We start from the raw sequence: 17,718 nt of genomic DNA, 5'->3' as shown, positions 1-17,718 counted from the left end.
CTGTAGGCAATTATTATCGCTTCACAAGCAAATGTGCAGCTGGATAATGCACGCCAGTCAACAAATTGTTTGATGGCAAGTTTTGGAACCCCATGAAAAACTCTTTCGGTTTTACCTGTTACCTCGCGGGGCTCAGCATGCTGGGCTACCTGGCCATGGATATGTACTTGCCGGCCTTTGGCACGTTGCGCAGCGAGCTGGGCCTTTCGGCCGGATCTGTCGGCGCCAGCCTGAGCATATTTCTGGCCGGCTTTGCCTTTGGTCAGCTGCTGTGGGGGCCGCTCTCTGATCGCTTGGGGCGCAAGCCGGTGCTGCTGGCCGGCTTGTCGATGTTTGCACTGGGTTGCCTGGGGATGTTGTGGGTCGATAACAGCGTGTTGCTCTTGAGCCTGCGGTTTATCCAGGCGATCGGCATCTGCGCGGCGGCGGTTACATGGCAAGCCCTGGTGATTGATCGCTACCCGGCCGATAAAGCCAATCGGGTGTTTGCCAGCATCATGCCGTTGATGGCCTTGTCGCCAGCATTGGCCCCGTTGCTGGGGGCTGTGGTGCTGAACCATCTGGGCTGGCAGGCGATTTTCAGCGTCCTGCTCGGATTGGCCCTGCTGCTGATCGTGCCGACCTTGTTGCTCAAGGAAAAAGTGCGCACAACAACCAGGGCGGCAACCAGCACCGTGAGCTATTGGCAGTTGCTGCGTACGCCGGGTTTCAGCGGCAACGTGATGATTTTTGCCGCGTGCTCGGCCAGTTTCTTCGCCTGGTTGACGGCTTCACCCTTCATCCTTGGCGATATGGGCTACAGCCCGAGTGATATCGGGTTGAGCTACGCGTTTCCGACCCTGGCTTTCATGATCGGTGGTTACAGCTGCCGCAGTGCCTTGCAGCGCATCAAGGGCCACACGCTTTTGCCGTGGCTGCTACTGGCATATTGCATCAGCATGGTGGGCCTGTATTGCGTTGCGACGCTGACCGTGCCGACGCTGACGACGTTGCTGATCCCGTTTTGTTTGATGGCGCTGGTTAACGGCGCAAGCTATCCGATCGTGGTTGCCCATGCACTGATGCCGTTTTCGGAGAATTCGGGCAAGGCCGCCGCCTTGCAAAACACCCTGCAGCTGGGCCTGTGTTTCCTGGGCAGCCTGCTGGTCTCGGGTTTTATCACTGAACCACTGCAGATTACCGTTGAGGTGATGCTGGCCACGGCTCCCCTGGCAGTGCTGGGGTATCTGATCCAGCGCCGCAAATCACCTGCGCGGGCCTGTGTCACAGGCTGAACTTTGTCATTGGCAGCGCTATCCAAACGTGTCCCAGACATTGCGGAGCGCTGCAGATGGTCCAAATAATTACGCCAAACAATCCGGAGCAGGTACAAAGCGACCGCGATGCCAAAATGTTTGGTTCGCCCAAGGACCGGCTGGACTTTTACCGGCGTGAAATCCAGTACGAGACCAGCATCCTGTCCCACCGCACGGATGCTTATCTGGCGGCACAGTCATTTCTGGTGATCGCCTTTGCCTCCTGCATGGCCAACCTGAACCCGGAATGGGGCAAGTTTTTTACCCTCACTGTGCCGCCGATGCTAGCGGTGCTGGGGATACTGATTTCACTCAATGCGTGGCCGGGCATTCGGGCGGCCTACGACATCATCGATCACTGGCACTTCAAGCAAAGTGAACTGCTCAGCAGCCAGCCCGTCATGGGTATGGCTTACGATGAGTCGCCGCTGTTCTGCGAAATGGAGTCCACCCACAAGGGCTACAAAAAATCCTTGATGTTTTCTGTGCGTTCGCCCTGGCTATTTTCCTGTTTCTGGCTGGTATTGGGCGCGTTTTCGCTTTATATCCAGATCGACAACCCCTTGACCTGAGGACGCCTGTTTGAGCCGCCGCAGGAACAAGACGGGCAATAAAAAGGCCGGCACCCTTGAAGGTGCCGGCCTTGTTTACAATCAGGCCACATCCACCAGCACGATTTCGCTGTCTTCAATTGCCGTGACCCGCAACAGGGTCTCATCGACGATGGCCACGCCATCCCGGGCGCCTGCTCGCAAACCATTGACTTCTACTACGCCGGTGGCCGGTACCAGATAGGCCCTGCGACCGCTTTCGAGCTGATATTCAGCTGTTTCGCCGGCCCTCAGATTAGCCGCCACCAGGCGTGCATCGGCCCGGATGCGCAGGCTTTCGTGGTCGCCTTGCTTGCCACTGGCCAGGGTGACAAAGCCTTCGCGCTGGCCTTTGGGGAAGGGCCTGGCGCCCCAGGTCGGTGCGTCACCTTCCTGATTGGGAATGATCCATATCTGGAAGATTTTGGTCGGGGTCGACTCCATGTTGTATTCGCTGTGGGCAATCCCGGTGCCCGCACTCATGACTTGCACGTCACCGGCTTCAGTGCGGCCTTTGTTGCCCAGGTTGTCTTCATGGCTGATTGCACCTTCGCGAACATAGGTGATGATTTCCATGTCGCGATGGGCATGTTTCGGAAAACCGGTGCCGGGGGCGATCACGTCGTCGTTCCACACCCGCAGGTTGCCCCAGTTCATCCGGGTCGGGTCGTAGTATTCGGCGAACGAAAAGTGGTGGTGAGCGTCCAACCAGCCATGGTTTGCGCCGCCCAGGGTGTTGAAGGGTCTGAGTTCAAGCATGATTCTTCTCCTGTTCAGGTCGCCCGTGTGCTGTGAACGGTTACCCGGTTGATGATGGGATGATTTTCCTTCAAGAACATATCGATAAAAAGCGGAAAAAATGCTTTAAAACAATCAACTTATTAGATGCTTTTCCAGGGCGATACATGGCTCTTTACCTTCAAAAAATCCTCTAAAGAGCTGATGCTCCTAGATATCTTGACGCAATGCAGCGACCATAGCCCATCCGCCCGGACAGCCTCACACCCTGGAGTCAGCGTGCCGCAACACATTCCCGATCTGCCTGAAGAACTTGCCCCCCTGACCCGATTGCCTTTGCTCAAGCGTCTGGCCGCCAGACTGTTTGGCAGCGGCCTGACCCATTTGCGCGCACAACATGCGGCCTCCTGGTTACAGGGCCAGGCGGACGGGTTTCGCAGCGGTCACAGCGCCGGGGTGGATTACGGCTTTCAAGAAGGCCGCGTCGAAGGGCTGGAAGAGGGCCGGCAGGTATTGATCATCAGTGATACTCGCCCCCAGGTACTGCGTGCGCCCGGCATTGATGACAATCTGTTCGATGACTGGCGCCTGCCCTTGACTGGCGAGCTTAAAAAACAGATTAAGGCCGATGTTGCAGCGCTCCTCCCCGAGCAGGCTCAGCCCAGTGCTGCACAGTGGAAGATGATTTTCAGTGACACGCCGTCGACGTCGGTGGTGGCCGGTGCCGGTGCCGGCAAGTCGACATCGCTGGTTCTGCGCATTCTGTTGCTCAGCCACTATTTGGGTTTTGAACTGAGCTCAATGACGGTGGTGACGTTCACCCGCGAGTCGCGCAAGGACTTCATCAGCAAGCTGCAATCCATTTTTGCCTTGTGGGGCCGCACCTTGAGTCTCAAGGAGGCGCGGGATGTGGTCCGCACCTTCCACTCGCGGATTTTGCCCATGGTCCGCAGCTTGCCCGGCTACAGCCAGTTGCAGGCCTTTGAGACCCTGAGTACACGCAGTCTGCTCAATGACGATGACAGCGACAGCAACCCCTTTGACCTGCGCATTAATGATGCCCAGCGCCAACAACTGAATGCCTGCTACCACGGGCTCTATACCCGAGATGAGCGTTTTCGCGACACCCTGGCACCGCTGTGCAGGCATGCCCTGCAGCTCAAGGAGCTGGAGCGCGATCACCCCGATGTACAAAAACGCATGGCAGTGACTGAGCTGGCCGCCAAGCGTGACGAAGAACTGTGCGACACCCTCGAAGATCTGTGGTTTGCCGCAGGTGCCTGGCCCATCCAGGGCATTGAACCGAGTCGTGAAACCGTACAAATCAATGGCTCGCAGTTCCACTGCCACGGGTACGTGCCACAACTGGACGCCTGGGTCGTTCTGGGCTTTGATCCGCGCGAAAACCCGCAAATCTGCAGGCCGGGGGCCAAGTTGAGCGTGCGCGCGGAATGGGCTGTTAAACGCACACTGTTTCGAGCTTTTTGCAGTAAGCCTTTGATTTGGTTGGAAAGCTATGATGCTGCAAAGCGTGTTATTGCTTCGCTGGCGGGCGACGCGAGTGCCGGGCCGGGCTTTGATTACAAGCTCAAGGGCGAGTTGAGTTCGGCGCCATTGCTGGACTGTTTTGTCGCTGCTGCCAGCTTTATCGAGAACCTGGGGCTCGATGTTGCCGCTGCTGTGGGGGAAATGCGATTTGCCAAAGATGATCCGGACCGTCATTTCTTCGAGGCCCTGAGCCTGTACTGGCGCGCGCTGGAAGATCACTTGCTGGCGCAATCGCCCCCGGTGATGACCTATAACCGCATGTTTTCGCTGTTCGGCGAGAACACGCCGCAAAACTTCAAATTATTGAGCCATGAGCAACTGCGGCCGTTGTCGCATTTGATGATTGATGAATTCCAGGACGTCTCGCCGCAAATCGTTTCCTGGTTGCGTGCCAGCTTGCGTGAAATCCGCAGCCGCGGCCCGGCGATGCATGTCGGGCGGGGCGCCCAGCGTTCGTCGTTACTGTGTGTGGGGGATGACTGGCAGTCGATCTATGGCTGGCGCGGCAGTTCGCCCAAGTACTTCATGGAGTTCAACAAGGAATTCCCGTCGCCCGCTACCACGCGGGTGATGCTCAGCGACAACTTCCGCAGCCATCAGCACATCATCGATGCTGCCGAGCATATCGTCCGCGCGGCGCCATCCATTGCCGGGAAACGCGCCAAAGCCAGCGGCGACCCGAAGACGCCAGTGCCGGTGAATGTATTGAGTCGCGATGATCAGGGGCTGGCTGCGCGCTTGACCGAGCATTACAACGCCGGCGATAGCATCTTGATGTTGTATCGAAAAAGCAGCGATAAGCTATTGATTGAAAAGGATATTCAGTCTGTAGTTAATGTGGATTCTAGATTGTCGCCAGAAGATCGCCGGCTCAAGCAACTGACTTATCACAGTTCCAAGGGCTTGCAGGCCGACGCGGTATTCCTGCTGGGTGACTGTCAGCACCTGACGTCTTCGCCGTATAAAAACCAGGTTTACCGCATGGCGGGCCTGGGCAAGGACAGCGACCCGGACCCTTACGACACCGCGCAGAAAGATGAAATTTTGCGCCTGGCCTATGTCGGTATTACCCGTGCGGTCACGCATTGCTATTGGTACCTGGAAAGTCCCGACGCCCAGGGCCCGAACATCCCCAAGGCGTCGGACCGCATCCCGCGGGGCAAGGCGTTTTTTGAGGATCAGCGCAAGGTATCTGAGCACGCCGGTTAGACGATTGCAGGAGCTGGCTTGCCAGCGATTCAGGCAGCGTGGTCAGGCGTATGGACCGGTTCGATGCCATCGCGGGGCAAGCCCGCTCCCACAGGGGGCAGGCGCCGGTCAGACTTTTTGTGGGAGCTGGCTTGCCAGCGATTCAGGCAGCGTGGCCAGGGGTGTGAACCGGGTCGATGCCATCGCGGGCAAGCCCGCTCCCACAGTGGCAGGCGCCGGTCAGATTTTTTGTGGGTTCAGGTGATCAGGCTTGTGCCCGCCAGGCCACCGGCGGTACGAAACTTTCGAGTTCGTCTTCCACCGCCTGGATGATATGGCTCACCTGACTGGGGGTCATGGTGGCTGCGCAGGGGATGCCGGCGATGGCGATGAAGGTTTCGCCACTGGCGCGGTCAAACAAGCGCGCGACCATGCTTCCCGGCGCATCCATGGTCGCCTCGAAGCCCATTGGATGAAAATGCCAGCGCATCAGCTGGCAGGCGTTGGGGAAGGTAACCTTGTGTATGTTGCTTGTCTGGTTCATGGAGCACTTCCTTTTGCTCTGGACTGGAAAGGCCGGAGGGCATCCTGCGGCCAGATGTTTTTGTGAGTGTTTCGTGTTTAAACCTATCACCCCTATCCCGTGCTGCTAAGCAATTTGTTACATACCGATAGACTGTTTAGTCGTGTTTTGATGCAAATCATGCACTGAAGCGTTTTTTCACACCGCTGGTCCCTCACGTCTGGCCATTGATGCCGGCGTGCAAACTCGGCACTCTTTGTTTTTTGCCTTCGAGCGTTCCATGTCAGACCCCGTTGACGGCCCCGAACAGACCCGCGCTACCGGCCAGACTGTGATGCGCTACCACTTGTGCTGGAAGCATCGTGACCTGGACGGGGTGATGGCGCTTTACCACCCGGATGTGTGTTATCACGACTTTTTCCAGAATCGGGTCATGGCCCTCGGCGAGCTGCGCGAGTACGTGCAGCAGTCCATGCCAAGAGAAGCCGATGAAGCACTGGAACATAGCGACCGCATTCGTCTCGATGGCGATACCGCGTTCATTCAATACCGCATGACCCTGCGCGGCAGTCAGGGGCTGGTGTCGTTCCGTGCCAGCGAAGCGATCACGGTGCGTGACGGCTTGATCTGGCGGGTCAATGAGTACGCCTCGCTGGTCCACGAAACAGCCGTGAACCCTGCGCTACAGCCCTCATTAAGGCCGGCGGTGAGCCGTCTCGGGCTTTCTGCCCGGCAATTGAGTTTTATGGCCCGTGACCTGCAAAGCTACTTCGAGCGCCAGCAACCCTATCTCGACCCCCAGCTCGACCTGCAACAAGTGGCAAAAGCCTGTGGCTATACGCGCAACCAGATGTCGTACTTGCTCAATCAGGTGCTCGGGCAAAGCTTTTATCGCTATGTGAATCAGGCCCGTCTGCGGCATGTGCTGGCCGCCATGGATGCTGCGGTTACGCCGGCGAAAGTCGATGAAGTGGCATTCGCGGCCGGCTTCAATTCGATCTCGGCGTTCTACAGCTGTTTTCGCCAGCACACTGGCCAGTCACCCAAGGCTTACGCCAGGCAAATTTCTTTGCGGGTACGCGCGCAAGACTTTCCCTGACGCCAGGAGGTAGTGTCGACCGATTCTTTGAAGCAGTGTGGAGTCGGTGATGCCAGCATGGCGCTCAATCAGTTTATGGATGGACCAGCTTGGAGACGAGCTTGCTCCGCGGCCGACGCTCGAGCACGACCTGGATGTCGATGTGGCCATCATCGGTGCCGGCTATACGGGGCTGTGGACTGCGTATTACCTCAAGCGCCATGCGCCTGAACTGAGCATTGCCATTGTTGAAGCGCAAACAGCCGGCTTTGGCGCGTCCGGTCGCAATGGTGGCTGGCTGATGGGTAACTTGCTCGGTGAGGACCGGATGCTTGCGGGTCTTTCACCCGGGCAGCGTCGAGAGTCCTTCGATTTGCTGCATGGCATCCCCGATGAAGTGAAGAACGTCATTGACCGTGAAGGCATCGACTGCGATTACCGCAAAGGTGGTGCTTTGTATTGCGCGGCCCGTTACCCCGAACAAGAAGCCAGTTTGCGCAGCTACCTGGCCAGCCTCTACGCCGAAGGCTTGAACGAATCCGACTATCACTGGCTGAGCCCGGATGAACTGGCGCAACAGATCCGTGTTGCCAGGCCTTATGGCGGCATTTTTACGCCGCATGTTGCGACCATTCACCCGGCCAGACTGGTACGCGGCCTGGCCCGTGCCGTTGAGCGCATGGGCGTGCGGATCTTCGAACAAAGCCCGGTCACGCAATGGCAGCCGGGCCAGGTGTCCACCGCCAGGGCCCGGGTGCGCAGCCGTTGGGTGGTACCTGCGGTAGAAGGCTACGCCAATACCCTGCCAGCCCTGGGGCGCTATCAATTGCCGGTGCAGAGCCTGCTGGTCGCCACTGAACCTTTGTCGCAATCGGTGTGGGACGAGATCGGGCTCTCCCGGGGGCAGGCTTTCAGCGAGAGCAGCCGCCAGGTCACTTATGGCCAGCGCACAGTCGATGACCGCCTGGTGTTCGGTGCGCGCGGGGGCTATCAGTTCGGCGGGCGCCTGCGGGAGAACTTCGACCTCAGCGAGAGCGAAATAGAACTGCGCCGTTACCTGTTTGGTGAACTGTTCCCGCAGCTTGAAAACGTACGTATCAGCCATGCCTGGGGCGGCAATCTGGGGATGTCGCGGCGGTTTCACCCGCACATGCTCTGTGACCGCCGGCAAGGTATTGCACTGTCGGGCGGATATGGCGGCGAAGGGGTAGGCGCCAGCCATCTGGGGGGACGCACCCTGGCTGACCTGATTTTGCAGCGCGACACCCTTGAGGTTAAACAGCCCTGGGTGTTGACCGAAGGCGGGCTGGGCGCACTCCGGGCCTGGGAACCGGAACCCTGCCGCTGGCTGGGTTACAACGCGATTATCCGCAGCTTCGTCCATGAAGACAAAACCCTGGCCAATCCCCACAGCCCGCCCTGGCGGCGCAAGCTTGCCACGCGGGTGGCCGGGTTTATGGAAGGTTTCATGCAGTAACTCAACCATTCAACAGGGCTTTGATCAGGAAGCATCCGATGCGTATCACTCAATTCAAAAACACCGCCCGGGTACCGTTGCAAGAGTCCTTCCCGGTGGCCGTGCCGCTGGACACGCCGGTGGCCATCACCTCGGTGACCTCTGTCGAGCGTACCGACGGGGTCGAAACCGGCATCTGGGAGTGCACCCCCGGGCGCTGGCGCCGGCAGATTGTGGCGCAAGAGTTTTGTCACTTTATTCAGGGCCGCTGCACCTTCACCCCGGATGACGGAGAAACCCTGATCATAGAAGCGGGCGATGCACTGATGTTGCCTGCCAACAGTGCCGGCATCTGGGACATCCAGGAGACCGTGCGCAAGACCTATGTACTGATCCTTTGATCGCTGAAAACTGCCGATACCTGCCTATAAAAAAGCTGCCAGAACATGCAAGGAATCGAACCATGATCCGTATGACCCTGTTGCCCCTGATGTTGGCCGCCACCTTGTCTCAGGCCGCCGAGACCGTGAAGGTCTATAACTGGTCGGACTACATTGCGCCCGACACGATGAAGAGCTTTTCCCGTGATTCCGGGATTGCTTTCACCTATGACGTGTTTGACAGCAACGAGACCCTGGACGGCAAGTTGATGACCGGTAACTCCGGGTATGACGTGGTGTTTCCCTCCAACCACTTTATGGCGCGACAGATTCAGGGCGCAGCACTGAAGAAGCTCGACAAGCGCCAGCTGCCCAACTGGAAAAACCTTAACCCGGTGCTGCTCAAGGCGCTGGAGGTCAATGATCCGGGGAACCAGCATGGCTTCCCGTACCTGTGGGGCAGTACCGGTATCGGCTACAACGTGGCCAAGGTCAAAGCGGTATTGGGGGATGACGCCCCCGTGGATTCCTGGGACTTGATTTTCAAGCCTGAAAACATGGAGAAGCTCAGCAAATGCGGGGTCGCTATCCTTGATAACGGCCCGGAGGTATTGCCCGCAGCACTGAACTACCTGGGCTTGCCCCATCACAGCAAGAACCCCGAAGACTACAAAAAGGCCGAAGCGCTGCTGATGAAGGTCCGCCCCTTTATCAGCTACTTTCACTCGTCCAAGTACACCAGCGACCTGGCCAACGGCAATATTTGTGTAGCGGTAGGTTTTTCGGGAGACATTCTGCAGGCCGAAACCCGGGCCAAAGAAGCCGGCAATGGGGTCGATATCGGTTATTCGATTCCCAGGGAAGGTGCCGCGATCTGGTTTGACATGGTGGCCATGCCCGTGGATGCGCCGGACGAAAAGGCCGCTTACAGCTTTATGAACTACTTGCTGCGCCCGGACGTGATGGCCGGCATCAGCAACTACGTGCATTACGCCAATGGCAATGAGCAGGCCGATGCCCTGGTCAGCCCTGAGATCAAGGCTGACACCAAGGTCTATCCAACGGCGGCGATGATGGACAAGCTGTTTGCCCTTCAGGCCATGCCGCTGAATATCGACCGTATCCGTACGCGGCTATGGACCAAAATCAAGGCCGGTGACTGATCAGCGCAGCGCCTGCGGGTTGACCAGATTGGCCGGGCGCTCGCCCGCCAGTGCCGCCAGCAGGTTGTCGACGGCACAGCGGGCCATGGCTTCGCGGGTTTCAACGGTGGCCGAGCCGATGTGCGGGGTGGCCACCACGTTATCCAGTTGCAGGAGTGGCGAGGTCAGCTCCAGCGGTTCGCGCTCGAACACATCCAGCCCGGCCGCGCGAATCTGGCCCTGTTGCAAGGCGTGAATCAGCGCTGCTTCGTCCACCACCTTGCCCCGGGAGATATTGATAAAGATGCTCTCGGGGCGCATCAGGGCAAATTGTTCGGCGCCAATCAAGCCTTCGGTTTGCGCGGTCAGGGGCAAGGTCAGGCAGATAAAGTCGGCTTGTTGCAACAGTTCATCGAGGCTGCGGTACTGCGCATTGAAGCGCTCCTCAACCGCCGGTTTTGGCGAGTTGCTGTGGTAAATCACTGGCATGCCGAAGCCAAAGTGGCCGCGCTGGGCCAGGGCTTCGCCGATACGGCCCATGCCGATGATGCCCAGGGTCTTGCCATGCACATCGGTGCCGAAATGTTCGGGGCCGACGTTTTTTTTCCATTGCCCGTTGCGTACCAGATTAGCCAGCTCCACCACGCGTCGGGCGCTGGCCAGAATCAGGGCGAAACCGGTGTCGGCGGTGGTTTCGGTAAGCACGTCCGGCGTATTGGTGAGCAGGACTTTGCGCTCGGTAAGGTAGTTGATGTCGTAGTTATCGACCCCCACCGAAACGCTGGCCACGGCCTCCAGTGCGGGGGCCAGGTCCAGCAGTTGCGCATCCAGCTTGAGGCTGGCGCCCAACAACCCCTGGGCCAGGGGCAGGGCGGCCCGCAGTTGATCCAGGCCCTGGGCATCAAGGCGTTTGATCAGCGTGACGTTGGCCTGCTCTTCAAGGAGTTGCATCAGGGGCGCGGACAGTTCTTTGTACAGCACGACATTCTTTTTCAAGGTAATCACCGGCGTTGAATTCAAGAGTGGGCCATACGCTGCGTAGCCAATTGCTTGGGCGCAGGCGTGTCATTGACCGTAGGTTTGAGCATCAGGGTCAGCAGCACGGAAATCATCAGCGCGCCGCTCATCAGCAGGAATGAGGCGCCCGGTGAACCGGTCTCGCTGTTCAGGTAGCCGACCAGGTACGAGCCGGCAAATGAGCCCAGCGCCCCCATGCTGTTAATCAGCGCCATGGCGCCACCTGCCACGTTGGACGGCAGAATTTCCGGGATGATGGCGAAAAACGGACCATAGGGTGCGTACATGCAGGCGCCGGCAATCACCAACAGGGTGTAGGACCACCAGAAATGCTCTGCGCCCAGGGTGTAAGAGCCGTAAAAGGCGATGGAGGCGATCAGCAGTGGCGGCCAGACGAAGCGTTTACGCTTTTGCAGTTTGTCCGAACCCCAGGATACGGCAAGCATCGCAATCACGGCGGCCAGATAAGGCAGGGCCGAGAGCCAGCCGGCCTCGATCATGTCCATCTTCGCACCGTGCTTGAGAATCGACGGCAACCACAGGACAAAGCCGTAAACCCCGATGCTCCAGCAGAAGAATTGCAACGACAGCAGGATCACTTTCGGTGAGCGGAAGGCTGCGGCGTAATTTTTTACCGGCTTCATCCCCACCTGTTCGGCATCCAGCGTGCTTTGCAGGTCCTGTTTCTCCTGGCTGTTGAGCCACTTGGCTTCGCTTGGACGGTCATCGGCCAGACGCCACCAGATAAATGCCCAGAGAACGGCTGGCAGGCCTTCGACGATAAACATCCAGCGCCAGCTGTAATGCTGCACCAGATAGCCTGACACCACCGACATCCAGAGCATGGTCACCGGGTTGCCGAGAATCAGAAAGGTATTGGCTCGCGAGCGTTCGGCACGGGTAAACCAGTGGCACAGGTACACCAGCATGGCTGGCATCACGGCGGCTTCTACCACCCCAAGCATGAAACGTATGGCAATCAGGCTGTAGGCGTTGGACACCACGCCCGTCAGCGTCGCCAGGCCGCCCCAGAGGATCAGGCTGACAAATATCAGTTTTTTAACGCTGTTTTTCTGCGCGTAAATCGCCCCGGGTACCTGGAAGAAGAAATACCCGAGGAAGAACAGGGCCCCGAGCAGCGACGACAGCCCCGGAGTGATGTTGAGGTCTTCGGCCATGCCGGAGGCCGCGGCGAACCCGTAGTTCGCGCGGTCCAGATAGGCCAGGCTGTAGGTGATAAATACAATCGGCATGATGTACCACCAACGGCGGGCGGCAAGTTTTAGCGTGTGCATAGCGGTGCTCCTGAGCTTGTTTTTTTTGTCGCAGCAGGTAACGGGTACAACAGGGTTTCAGTGTTTAAGCGCTCGCAGTCAGCGCGCTGTGTTGATTCAGTTCGGCGCGGGTCGGCAGGCCTTCCATATCGCCACGGCTCTGCACGGCACGGCTGCCAATCCAGTTGCCACGCTGCACGGCTTCGATAAAGCCAAGGTTTTCCAGCAGGGCACTGATGACTCCCACGGCAAAGCCATCACCGGCGCCGACGGTGTCGATCACCTGGGTGACCGCTACGGCGGGTACAAATTGTTCAAGTTCGGCGGTGCGCAAGTAGGCGCCTTTGGCCCCAAGCTTGATGACGACCGCTTCAGCCCCTTGATCGAGATAGAACGCCGCGATGTCGCCCGGATCGTTGTAGCCAGTCAGCAGCCGGCCCTCGCTCAGCCCCGGCAGTACCCAGTCGGCGTGGGAGGCGAGGGCGTTGATGTCACGGATCATTTGCTGTTCGCTGGCCCACAGCGATGGCCGCAGGTTGGGATCGAACGACACGCTGTTGCCGGCTGTGCGCATGGACTTCATCAGTTCGAAAGACAATTCATTGCAGCTGGCCGAAAGAGCGGGCGGGATGCCGGTGGCGTGCAAATGGCGGGCGCTGAGCAATGGTGCGGTGATGGCATCGAGGCCCAGATGACTGGCGGCCGAACCGCGACGGAAATACTCCACCTGCGGATCACTGCCGTCATCCACCCGTGACTTGAGTTGAAAACCGGTCGGATGCTGCGGGTCGATGGCCACGTGCTGGCAGTCCAGGCCTTCGGCTTGCAAGGTATTGCGTACGAAACGTCCGAGGGAATCGTCACCTACACGGCTTAGCCATTTCACATTGAAACCCAGGCGTGCCAGACCGATGGCCACGTTGCTGTCGGCCCCGGCAATGCGTTTGTGAAACAGTTCGACCTGAGCCAGATCGCCGGTGTGTTCGGCCACCCACATGGCCATGGTTTCGCCAAATGACAGCACATCAACCTTAGACATGGCTCAGCTCCTGTTGCTGTTGATTCAGTTTGGCCAGCACCGCCACATGTTCGTTGGTCAGCCAGCCGAGGTCGCTGCCCTGCAGCGGATATTCGATGGCCCGGGTCAACCCGTGGGGCATGTGAGTCATCAGTTGCTGCCACATTTGCAGGTCAGTGTCGGTGGGCGGTATGGCAATCAACTTGCCATCCGGGCGCCGGGCCACCCCTTTGCAGTGCAGGTAGGTGACGTACCGGCCCAGCAGGCGCGCAGCAGTGCCCGCTGCCTGGTCCTGCCACTGCCAGTTACCAATGTCGAAGGTCATGCTGATCGGTGCCTGCTGTTGCTCGACCTTGTCGAAGAAACGCTGCATCGGCTCGATGCGCCCGCCCTGGGAGGTCTGGTCGTTTTCTACCAGTAACTGCACGGGCTGCTGGTTGAGGCAGGCGGCCAGGATTGGCAGATCGCAGTGTTCGGTGAAATAACCCAGTGAAACCTTCAGCCATTTTGCGCCGAATGCATGGGCCCGTTGCAGGGTGGCGATCAATTGTGGATTGGGGCGCGACTGCCCGGCTTCCCACAGCTCCATCGGGGAAGAGAACACGCATTCCAGACCATGCTGTTGCACGGCCTGGCTGAAGGCGGCCGGGTCTTCACCGGTCAACAGCTCCTCGCGCAGTTCGATGCGTGTTGCTCCGGCGTTGGCCAGTAACTCGATGAAGCTGTGTTGTCCGCGTTGGCGAACCAGGTCGGCGCCGTAGCTCGACAGGCTGATGGATACGGGGAATGTGGTCATGGTGATTAATCTCTGAAACCGGTTTCATTTTATTGTTGGGGAAAGTGCCGCAGGTCGGATCAAACAACCAGCGGCCAAAGAACGTCAGGTAGCAGGCCGTTGAGTGGAACCGCGCACGATTAACCGGGCGGCGAAATCCAGGTGCCGGGCGGGAGCCTTGTCGCCCTTCAGGCGTTTGAGCAGGCAGTCAAAGGCACTGGCGCCAATCTGTTGGGTGGGCTGGGCGAGGGCAGTGATGCCGCTGCCGACCAGGGGGAACCATTCCAGATCATCCAGGGCTATCAGGCCGACATCCTCAAACAAATGGCAATTGAGCTCGCGCAAGACGTGGGTACAGGCCAGCGCAGCAACGCCGTTGGCGCAGAACACTGCCTTAGGGCCGTTACCGGGGGTCTGCAGGAAGGACTGGATGTCGGCGCGCAGTTGCGTGCCGGTTTGCACCACTGTGCCGTGCAGGGCCGGGTGTGTGCTCAGTTGCGAGGTAAAACTGTGAATGCGCTCGACCCGTGAACTGGTGCCATCGACAGGCTCGCTGACCAGCAACAGATCGCGGTAACCCTGCTGTTCAAGGTGTTCTAGGGCCATGCGTACGGCATGCGGGTTATCGAGGCCGACCAGATCGGTGTGCAGTTGCTCGACCTTGCGGTCGATCAGAACGATGGGCATCTCCTGATGCAGCTCTTGCAGGGCATCAGGATCGTGGCCCAGGGTGTTAAGAATCAGGCCTTCGATATTGTAGGAGCGCAGAGCGGCGAGGTGCTGGCGCTCTTGTTCATTGTTGCGGTCGGTGTTGCACACCACCAGGTTGTAACCGTGCTGCCGGCAGGCGGTTTCTACGCCATGCATCACTGCAATCGAGTAGGGGTTGCGGATATCGGCCACCAGCATGCCGATCAGCCGGGTACGGCCGCGCTTGAGGCCGCGGGCCATTTGATTGGGCCGATAGCCCAGCTCGTTGATTGCTTGCTCGATGCGCTGGCTGATGGCATCAGATAGCAGGGCGCGGTCTTCGCCGATAAAGCGCGACACGCTGGCCTTGGATACACCGGCAAGTCGGGCAACATCAAGCATGGTCACGCGGGTGCGCTGGGCGGCAGAAAAGCTGTTCACGGCCTGAAACCTTTTATTTGAGTTATCGCAGGCGATTTCGCGTTAGGGCGCTGAAACCGGTTTCAGGAAAACTCAAATCACCGGTTCGAGTCAAGTGCCGTTTGTAATTTCAGTGCTCCGGGGAGGGGGGAGGAGCGAGCTAGCCTCGCGATACGGGCGACGCGCGGTCCTTGGAGGATCGCGCTGGTGATTGTGGGGGGCCTGCTGTAGGAGCGAGCTTGTTCGCGAGCTTTTCAACGTAGCAATGAAGAGCTCGCGAGCAAGCTCGCTCCTACAGAGGGCAGAGGGCGGCGTAATTTTAGTTAATTAAAAACGATATATAAAGACGAGTAGGCGACACGTTTATTTAAACAAAAAAAGTTGTGACCGCTCAGTCATATTGCAAAAGGCCATTACCCGTAAAGTCGGTGTTGTTATTCCTGAGTTTAATATGATGAGTTTAATGGTTAACGGTTGAAAAAAAGAGTGACCCGCGCCTTCAATGTTTGCTGTTGTTTATCCGGGTTTAATAGTTTTACGCCAAAATAATGCTGGACTAAATATTTAGCTTTGTGGCAGTTTCGGCCGGCCATAAACGGCGAGTGACAGGACGATCTCGCCATGGGGTCGTCGTGGTCTGTCAAAATTTTCTACTGTTAAACAAGGAAGTGTTTACATGTCGAAACTTAAAGAGAAAGCAGTGCTGTCTGTCGGTCAGAACCTGGCTGCAACCAGCAGCAGTTCCGCTTTTACCCAGATTGATAATTTCATTCACTTTTATGATCGCGGCGATCATCTGGTCAATGGCAAGCCTTCGTTGACCACCGATCAGGTGGCGGATCAACTGACCCGTTCGGGTGCCAGCTGGCATGACCTTAACGGCGACGGTGTGATCAACCTCACCTACACCTTCCTCACAGCGGCGCCCGTGGGCTATGCCACCCGTGGTCTGGGCACCTTCAGCCAGTTCTCGTCGCTGCAAAAGGAGCAGGCCAAGTTGTCCCTGGAGTCTTGGGCCGACGTGGCCAAAGTGACCTTCACAGAAGGGCCGGCGGCCCGTGGCGATGACGGTCATATGACCTTTGCCAATTTCAGTGCCAGCAATGGCGGCGCGGCCTTTGCCTACCTGCCAGACAGCGCCCGCAAAGGCGAGTCGTGGTATCTGATCAACAAGGACTATGCGGTCAACAAGACCCCGGGCGAGGGCAACTACGGCCGTCAGACCCTGACCCATGAAATCGGGCACACCCTGGGCCTGTCGCACCCGGGTGACTACAACGCGGGTAATGGCAACCCCACCTATCGCGATGCGGTCTATGGCGAAGACACCCGTGCCTACAGCGTGATGAGCTACTGGAGTGAAAGCAACACCGGCCAACACTTCACCAACAGCGGTGAAGGTGCTTACGCATCAGCTCCGCAACTCGATGATATTGCGGCCATCCAGAAGCTTTACGGCGCCAATATGCAAACCCGTGCCGAGGATACCGTTTACGGTTTCAACTCCACGGCAGACCGTGATTTCTACAGCGCCACCTCGGCCAGTTCCAAGGTGATTTTCTCGGTGTGGGACGGCGGCGGCAATGACACCCTGGACTTCTCGGGCTTCAACCAGAACCAGAAGATCAACCTGACAGCCGGGTCGTTTTCCGATGTCGCAGGCATGACCGGTAACGTTTCGATTGCCCAGGGCGTAACCATCGAAAACGCGATCGGCGGCGCGGGCAACGACCTGTTGATCGGCAACAGCGCCGATAACGTGCTCAAGGGCGGTGCTGGTAATGACATCATCTACGGCGCCGGTGGTGCTGATACGTTGTGGGGCGGGACAGGAGCCGATGTGTTTGTGTTCGGTGCGGTGTCAGATTCCGCGCCGCAGGCAGCCGATACCATCATGGACTTCCAGTCCGGCATCGACAAAATAGACGTTTCGGCCATCAGCAGTCTTGCCGGCCTGAACTTTGTCGATGCCTTCACCGGCCATGCCGGGGAGGCGATCGTCAGCTACGACCAGGCCAGCAATATGGGGCACTTTGCCGTCGACTTCAGCGGTCACGCTGTGGCCGATTTCCTGGTGAACACCGTGGGCCAAATGGCAACTTACGACATCGTCGCTTAAGTCTGCTGCTGGACGGGCAGCGCGCAAGCGCTGCCTTTTGCCTGGAGTCGCAGCGCTATGAACAAAACGCGTAGAGCATTCGGATTTTTCAGGGCGATGGGCTGTGTTGCCGCATTGCTGACTTTCACCATAGAGAACGCCATGGCCAATTCCTTATTGTTACTGAGCCCCGCGCAACTGGCAGGTGGCTGGACGTTTTACCCTCAGGAAGACACCACCCGCAGCTGCCGGGTTGAGCTGGTTGCCGACAAAACCTTCAGCCCTGAAGTGAAATGCCTTGAGGCCTGGCTCGGGGAGGCGCCCGTGAGCTGGTCGCCGACTCCGGACGGGATGTTTCTGATGGGCAAGGACGGCACGGACCTTGTGCATATGAACCGTATTGAGCCCGGTCTTTATGAAGCGCAACTGGGGGGTGACAAAGTCCTGGTGATGGAACGGCTGCATAAATAGTCATGAAATAAAAGTTT

General features: G+C 58.3%; 17 protein-coding genes. 9 read left to right on the top strand and 8 right to left on the bottom strand.

Annotated features, from left to right (window positions below; genetic code table 11):
* Positions 1–92 precede the first annotated feature (92 nt).
* A complete protein-coding gene (gene punC, locus AOC04_RS09480; protein ID WP_060692741.1) occupies positions 93–1,274 on the top strand; it encodes a purine nucleoside transporter PunC in 1,182 nt (393 codons plus the stop codon).
* A gap of 56 nt (positions 1,275–1,330) precedes the next feature.
* Positions 1,331–1,867 (top strand): hypothetical protein, encoded by a 537-nt coding sequence (locus AOC04_RS09475; protein ID WP_060692739.1) that lies wholly within the window; start codon positions 1,331–1,333, stop codon positions 1,865–1,867.
* A gap of 81 nt (positions 1,868–1,948) precedes the next feature.
* Here AOC04_RS09475 and AOC04_RS09470 read toward each other — a convergent pair whose 3' ends face one another.
* Entirely contained in the window at positions 1,949–2,644 is a 696-nt protein-coding gene (locus AOC04_RS09470; protein WP_060692737.1) for a pirin family protein, read from the bottom strand.
* A 258-nt stretch (positions 2,645–2,902) separates the two neighbouring features.
* On the opposite strand from AOC04_RS09470, the gene AOC04_RS09465 reads away from it, so the two are divergent.
* Positions 2,903–5,380, top strand: coding sequence for a UvrD-helicase domain-containing protein (locus tag AOC04_RS09465; RefSeq protein WP_060692735.1), 2,478 nt, complete (start codon positions 2,903–2,905; stop codon positions 5,378–5,380).
* A 244-nt stretch (positions 5,381–5,624) separates the two neighbouring features.
* On the opposite strand, the gene AOC04_RS09460 is transcribed toward AOC04_RS09465, so the two are convergent.
* Positions 5,625–5,903 carry a DUF1652 domain-containing protein gene (locus AOC04_RS09460; RefSeq protein ID WP_060692732.1) on the bottom strand — a complete coding sequence of 93 codons (279 nt, stop codon included), beginning with the start codon at positions 5,901–5,903 and terminating at the stop codon, positions 5,625–5,627.
* A gap of 259 nt (positions 5,904–6,162) precedes the next feature.
* Here AOC04_RS09460 and AOC04_RS09455 point away from each other — a divergent pair, with 259 nt between their 5' ends.
* The 4 genes from AOC04_RS09455 to AOC04_RS09440 all read left to right on the top strand — a co-directional run bounded on the left by AOC04_RS09455 (position 6,163) and on the right by AOC04_RS09440 (position 9,959).
* Complete coding sequence (locus tag AOC04_RS09455; protein WP_060696918.1) at positions 6,163–6,981, top strand: helix-turn-helix domain-containing protein; 819 nt, start codon at positions 6,163–6,165, stop codon at positions 6,979–6,981.
* Between the two features lie 49 nt (positions 6,982–7,030).
* Complete coding sequence (locus tag AOC04_RS09450; protein WP_060692731.1) at positions 7,031–8,437, top strand: NAD(P)/FAD-dependent oxidoreductase; 1,407 nt, start codon at positions 7,031–7,033, stop codon at positions 8,435–8,437.
* A gap of 38 nt (positions 8,438–8,475) precedes the next feature.
* Positions 8,476–8,817: a cupin domain-containing protein gene (locus AOC04_RS09445; protein WP_060692729.1), complete on the top strand. Its 342-nt coding sequence runs from the start codon at positions 8,476–8,478 to the stop codon at positions 8,815–8,817.
* 62 nt (positions 8,818–8,879) lie between these two features.
* Entirely contained in the window at positions 8,880–9,959 is a 1,080-nt protein-coding gene (locus AOC04_RS09440; RefSeq protein ID WP_060692728.1) for a polyamine ABC transporter substrate-binding protein, read from the top strand.
* On the opposite strand, the gene AOC04_RS09435 is transcribed toward AOC04_RS09440, so the two are convergent.
* The 5 genes from AOC04_RS09435 to AOC04_RS09415 form a co-directional block, all read right to left on the bottom strand.
* Positions 9,960–10,889, bottom strand: coding sequence for a 2-hydroxyacid dehydrogenase (locus AOC04_RS09435; protein ID WP_237178941.1), 930 nt, complete (start codon positions 10,887–10,889; stop codon positions 9,960–9,962).
* Positions 10,890–10,954: 65 nt separating this feature from the next.
* Entirely contained in the window at positions 10,955–12,250 is a 1,296-nt protein-coding gene (locus AOC04_RS09430) for an MFS transporter (protein WP_060692726.1), read from the bottom strand.
* Positions 12,251–12,314: 64 nt separating this feature from the next.
* Positions 12,315–13,268 carry a sugar kinase gene (locus AOC04_RS09425; protein WP_060692724.1) on the bottom strand — a complete coding sequence of 318 codons (954 nt, stop codon included), beginning with the start codon at positions 13,266–13,268 and terminating at the stop codon, positions 12,315–12,317.
* A complete protein-coding gene (locus AOC04_RS09420) occupies positions 13,261–14,043 on the bottom strand; it encodes a sugar phosphate isomerase/epimerase family protein (RefSeq protein WP_060692722.1) in 783 nt (260 codons plus the stop codon). Before AOC04_RS09420 ends, AOC04_RS09425 begins: the two co-directional genes overlap by 8 nt.
* Positions 14,044–14,127: 84 nt before the next feature.
* Positions 14,128–15,153, bottom strand: a complete 1,026-nt coding sequence (locus tag AOC04_RS09415) for a LacI family DNA-binding transcriptional regulator (protein ID WP_060692721.1) — start codon at positions 15,151–15,153, stop codon at positions 14,128–14,130.
* A 655-nt stretch (positions 15,154–15,808) separates the two neighbouring features.
* Between AOC04_RS09415 and AOC04_RS09410 the strand changes: the two genes are divergently transcribed.
* Positions 15,809–17,251 (top strand): serralysin family metalloprotease, encoded by a 1,443-nt coding sequence (locus AOC04_RS09410; protein WP_060692719.1) that lies wholly within the window; start codon positions 15,809–15,811, stop codon positions 17,249–17,251.
* On the opposite strand, the gene AOC04_RS24035 is transcribed toward AOC04_RS09410, so the two are convergent.
* A complete protein-coding gene (locus AOC04_RS24035; protein ID WP_171970574.1) occupies positions 17,248–17,394 on the bottom strand; it encodes a hypothetical protein in 147 nt (48 codons plus the stop codon). The genes AOC04_RS09410 and AOC04_RS24035 overlap by 4 nt on opposite strands.
* Between AOC04_RS24035 and AOC04_RS09405 the strand changes: the two genes are divergently transcribed.
* Positions 17,393–17,701: an AprI/Inh family metalloprotease inhibitor gene (locus AOC04_RS09405; RefSeq protein WP_171970573.1), complete on the top strand. Its 309-nt coding sequence runs from the start codon at positions 17,393–17,395 to the stop codon at positions 17,699–17,701. The genes AOC04_RS24035 and AOC04_RS09405 overlap by 2 nt on opposite strands.
* The last annotated feature ends 17 nt before the right edge of the window (positions 17,702–17,718 follow it).

Origin of the sequence: Pseudomonas versuta (genome assembly GCF_001294575.1) — a bacterium.
Classification (GTDB): domain Bacteria; phylum Pseudomonadota; class Gammaproteobacteria; order Pseudomonadales; family Pseudomonadaceae; genus Aquipseudomonas; species Aquipseudomonas versuta.
Note: the sequence above shows the minus strand (reverse complement) of the source record. Positions and strands in the feature narration are given on the sequence as shown.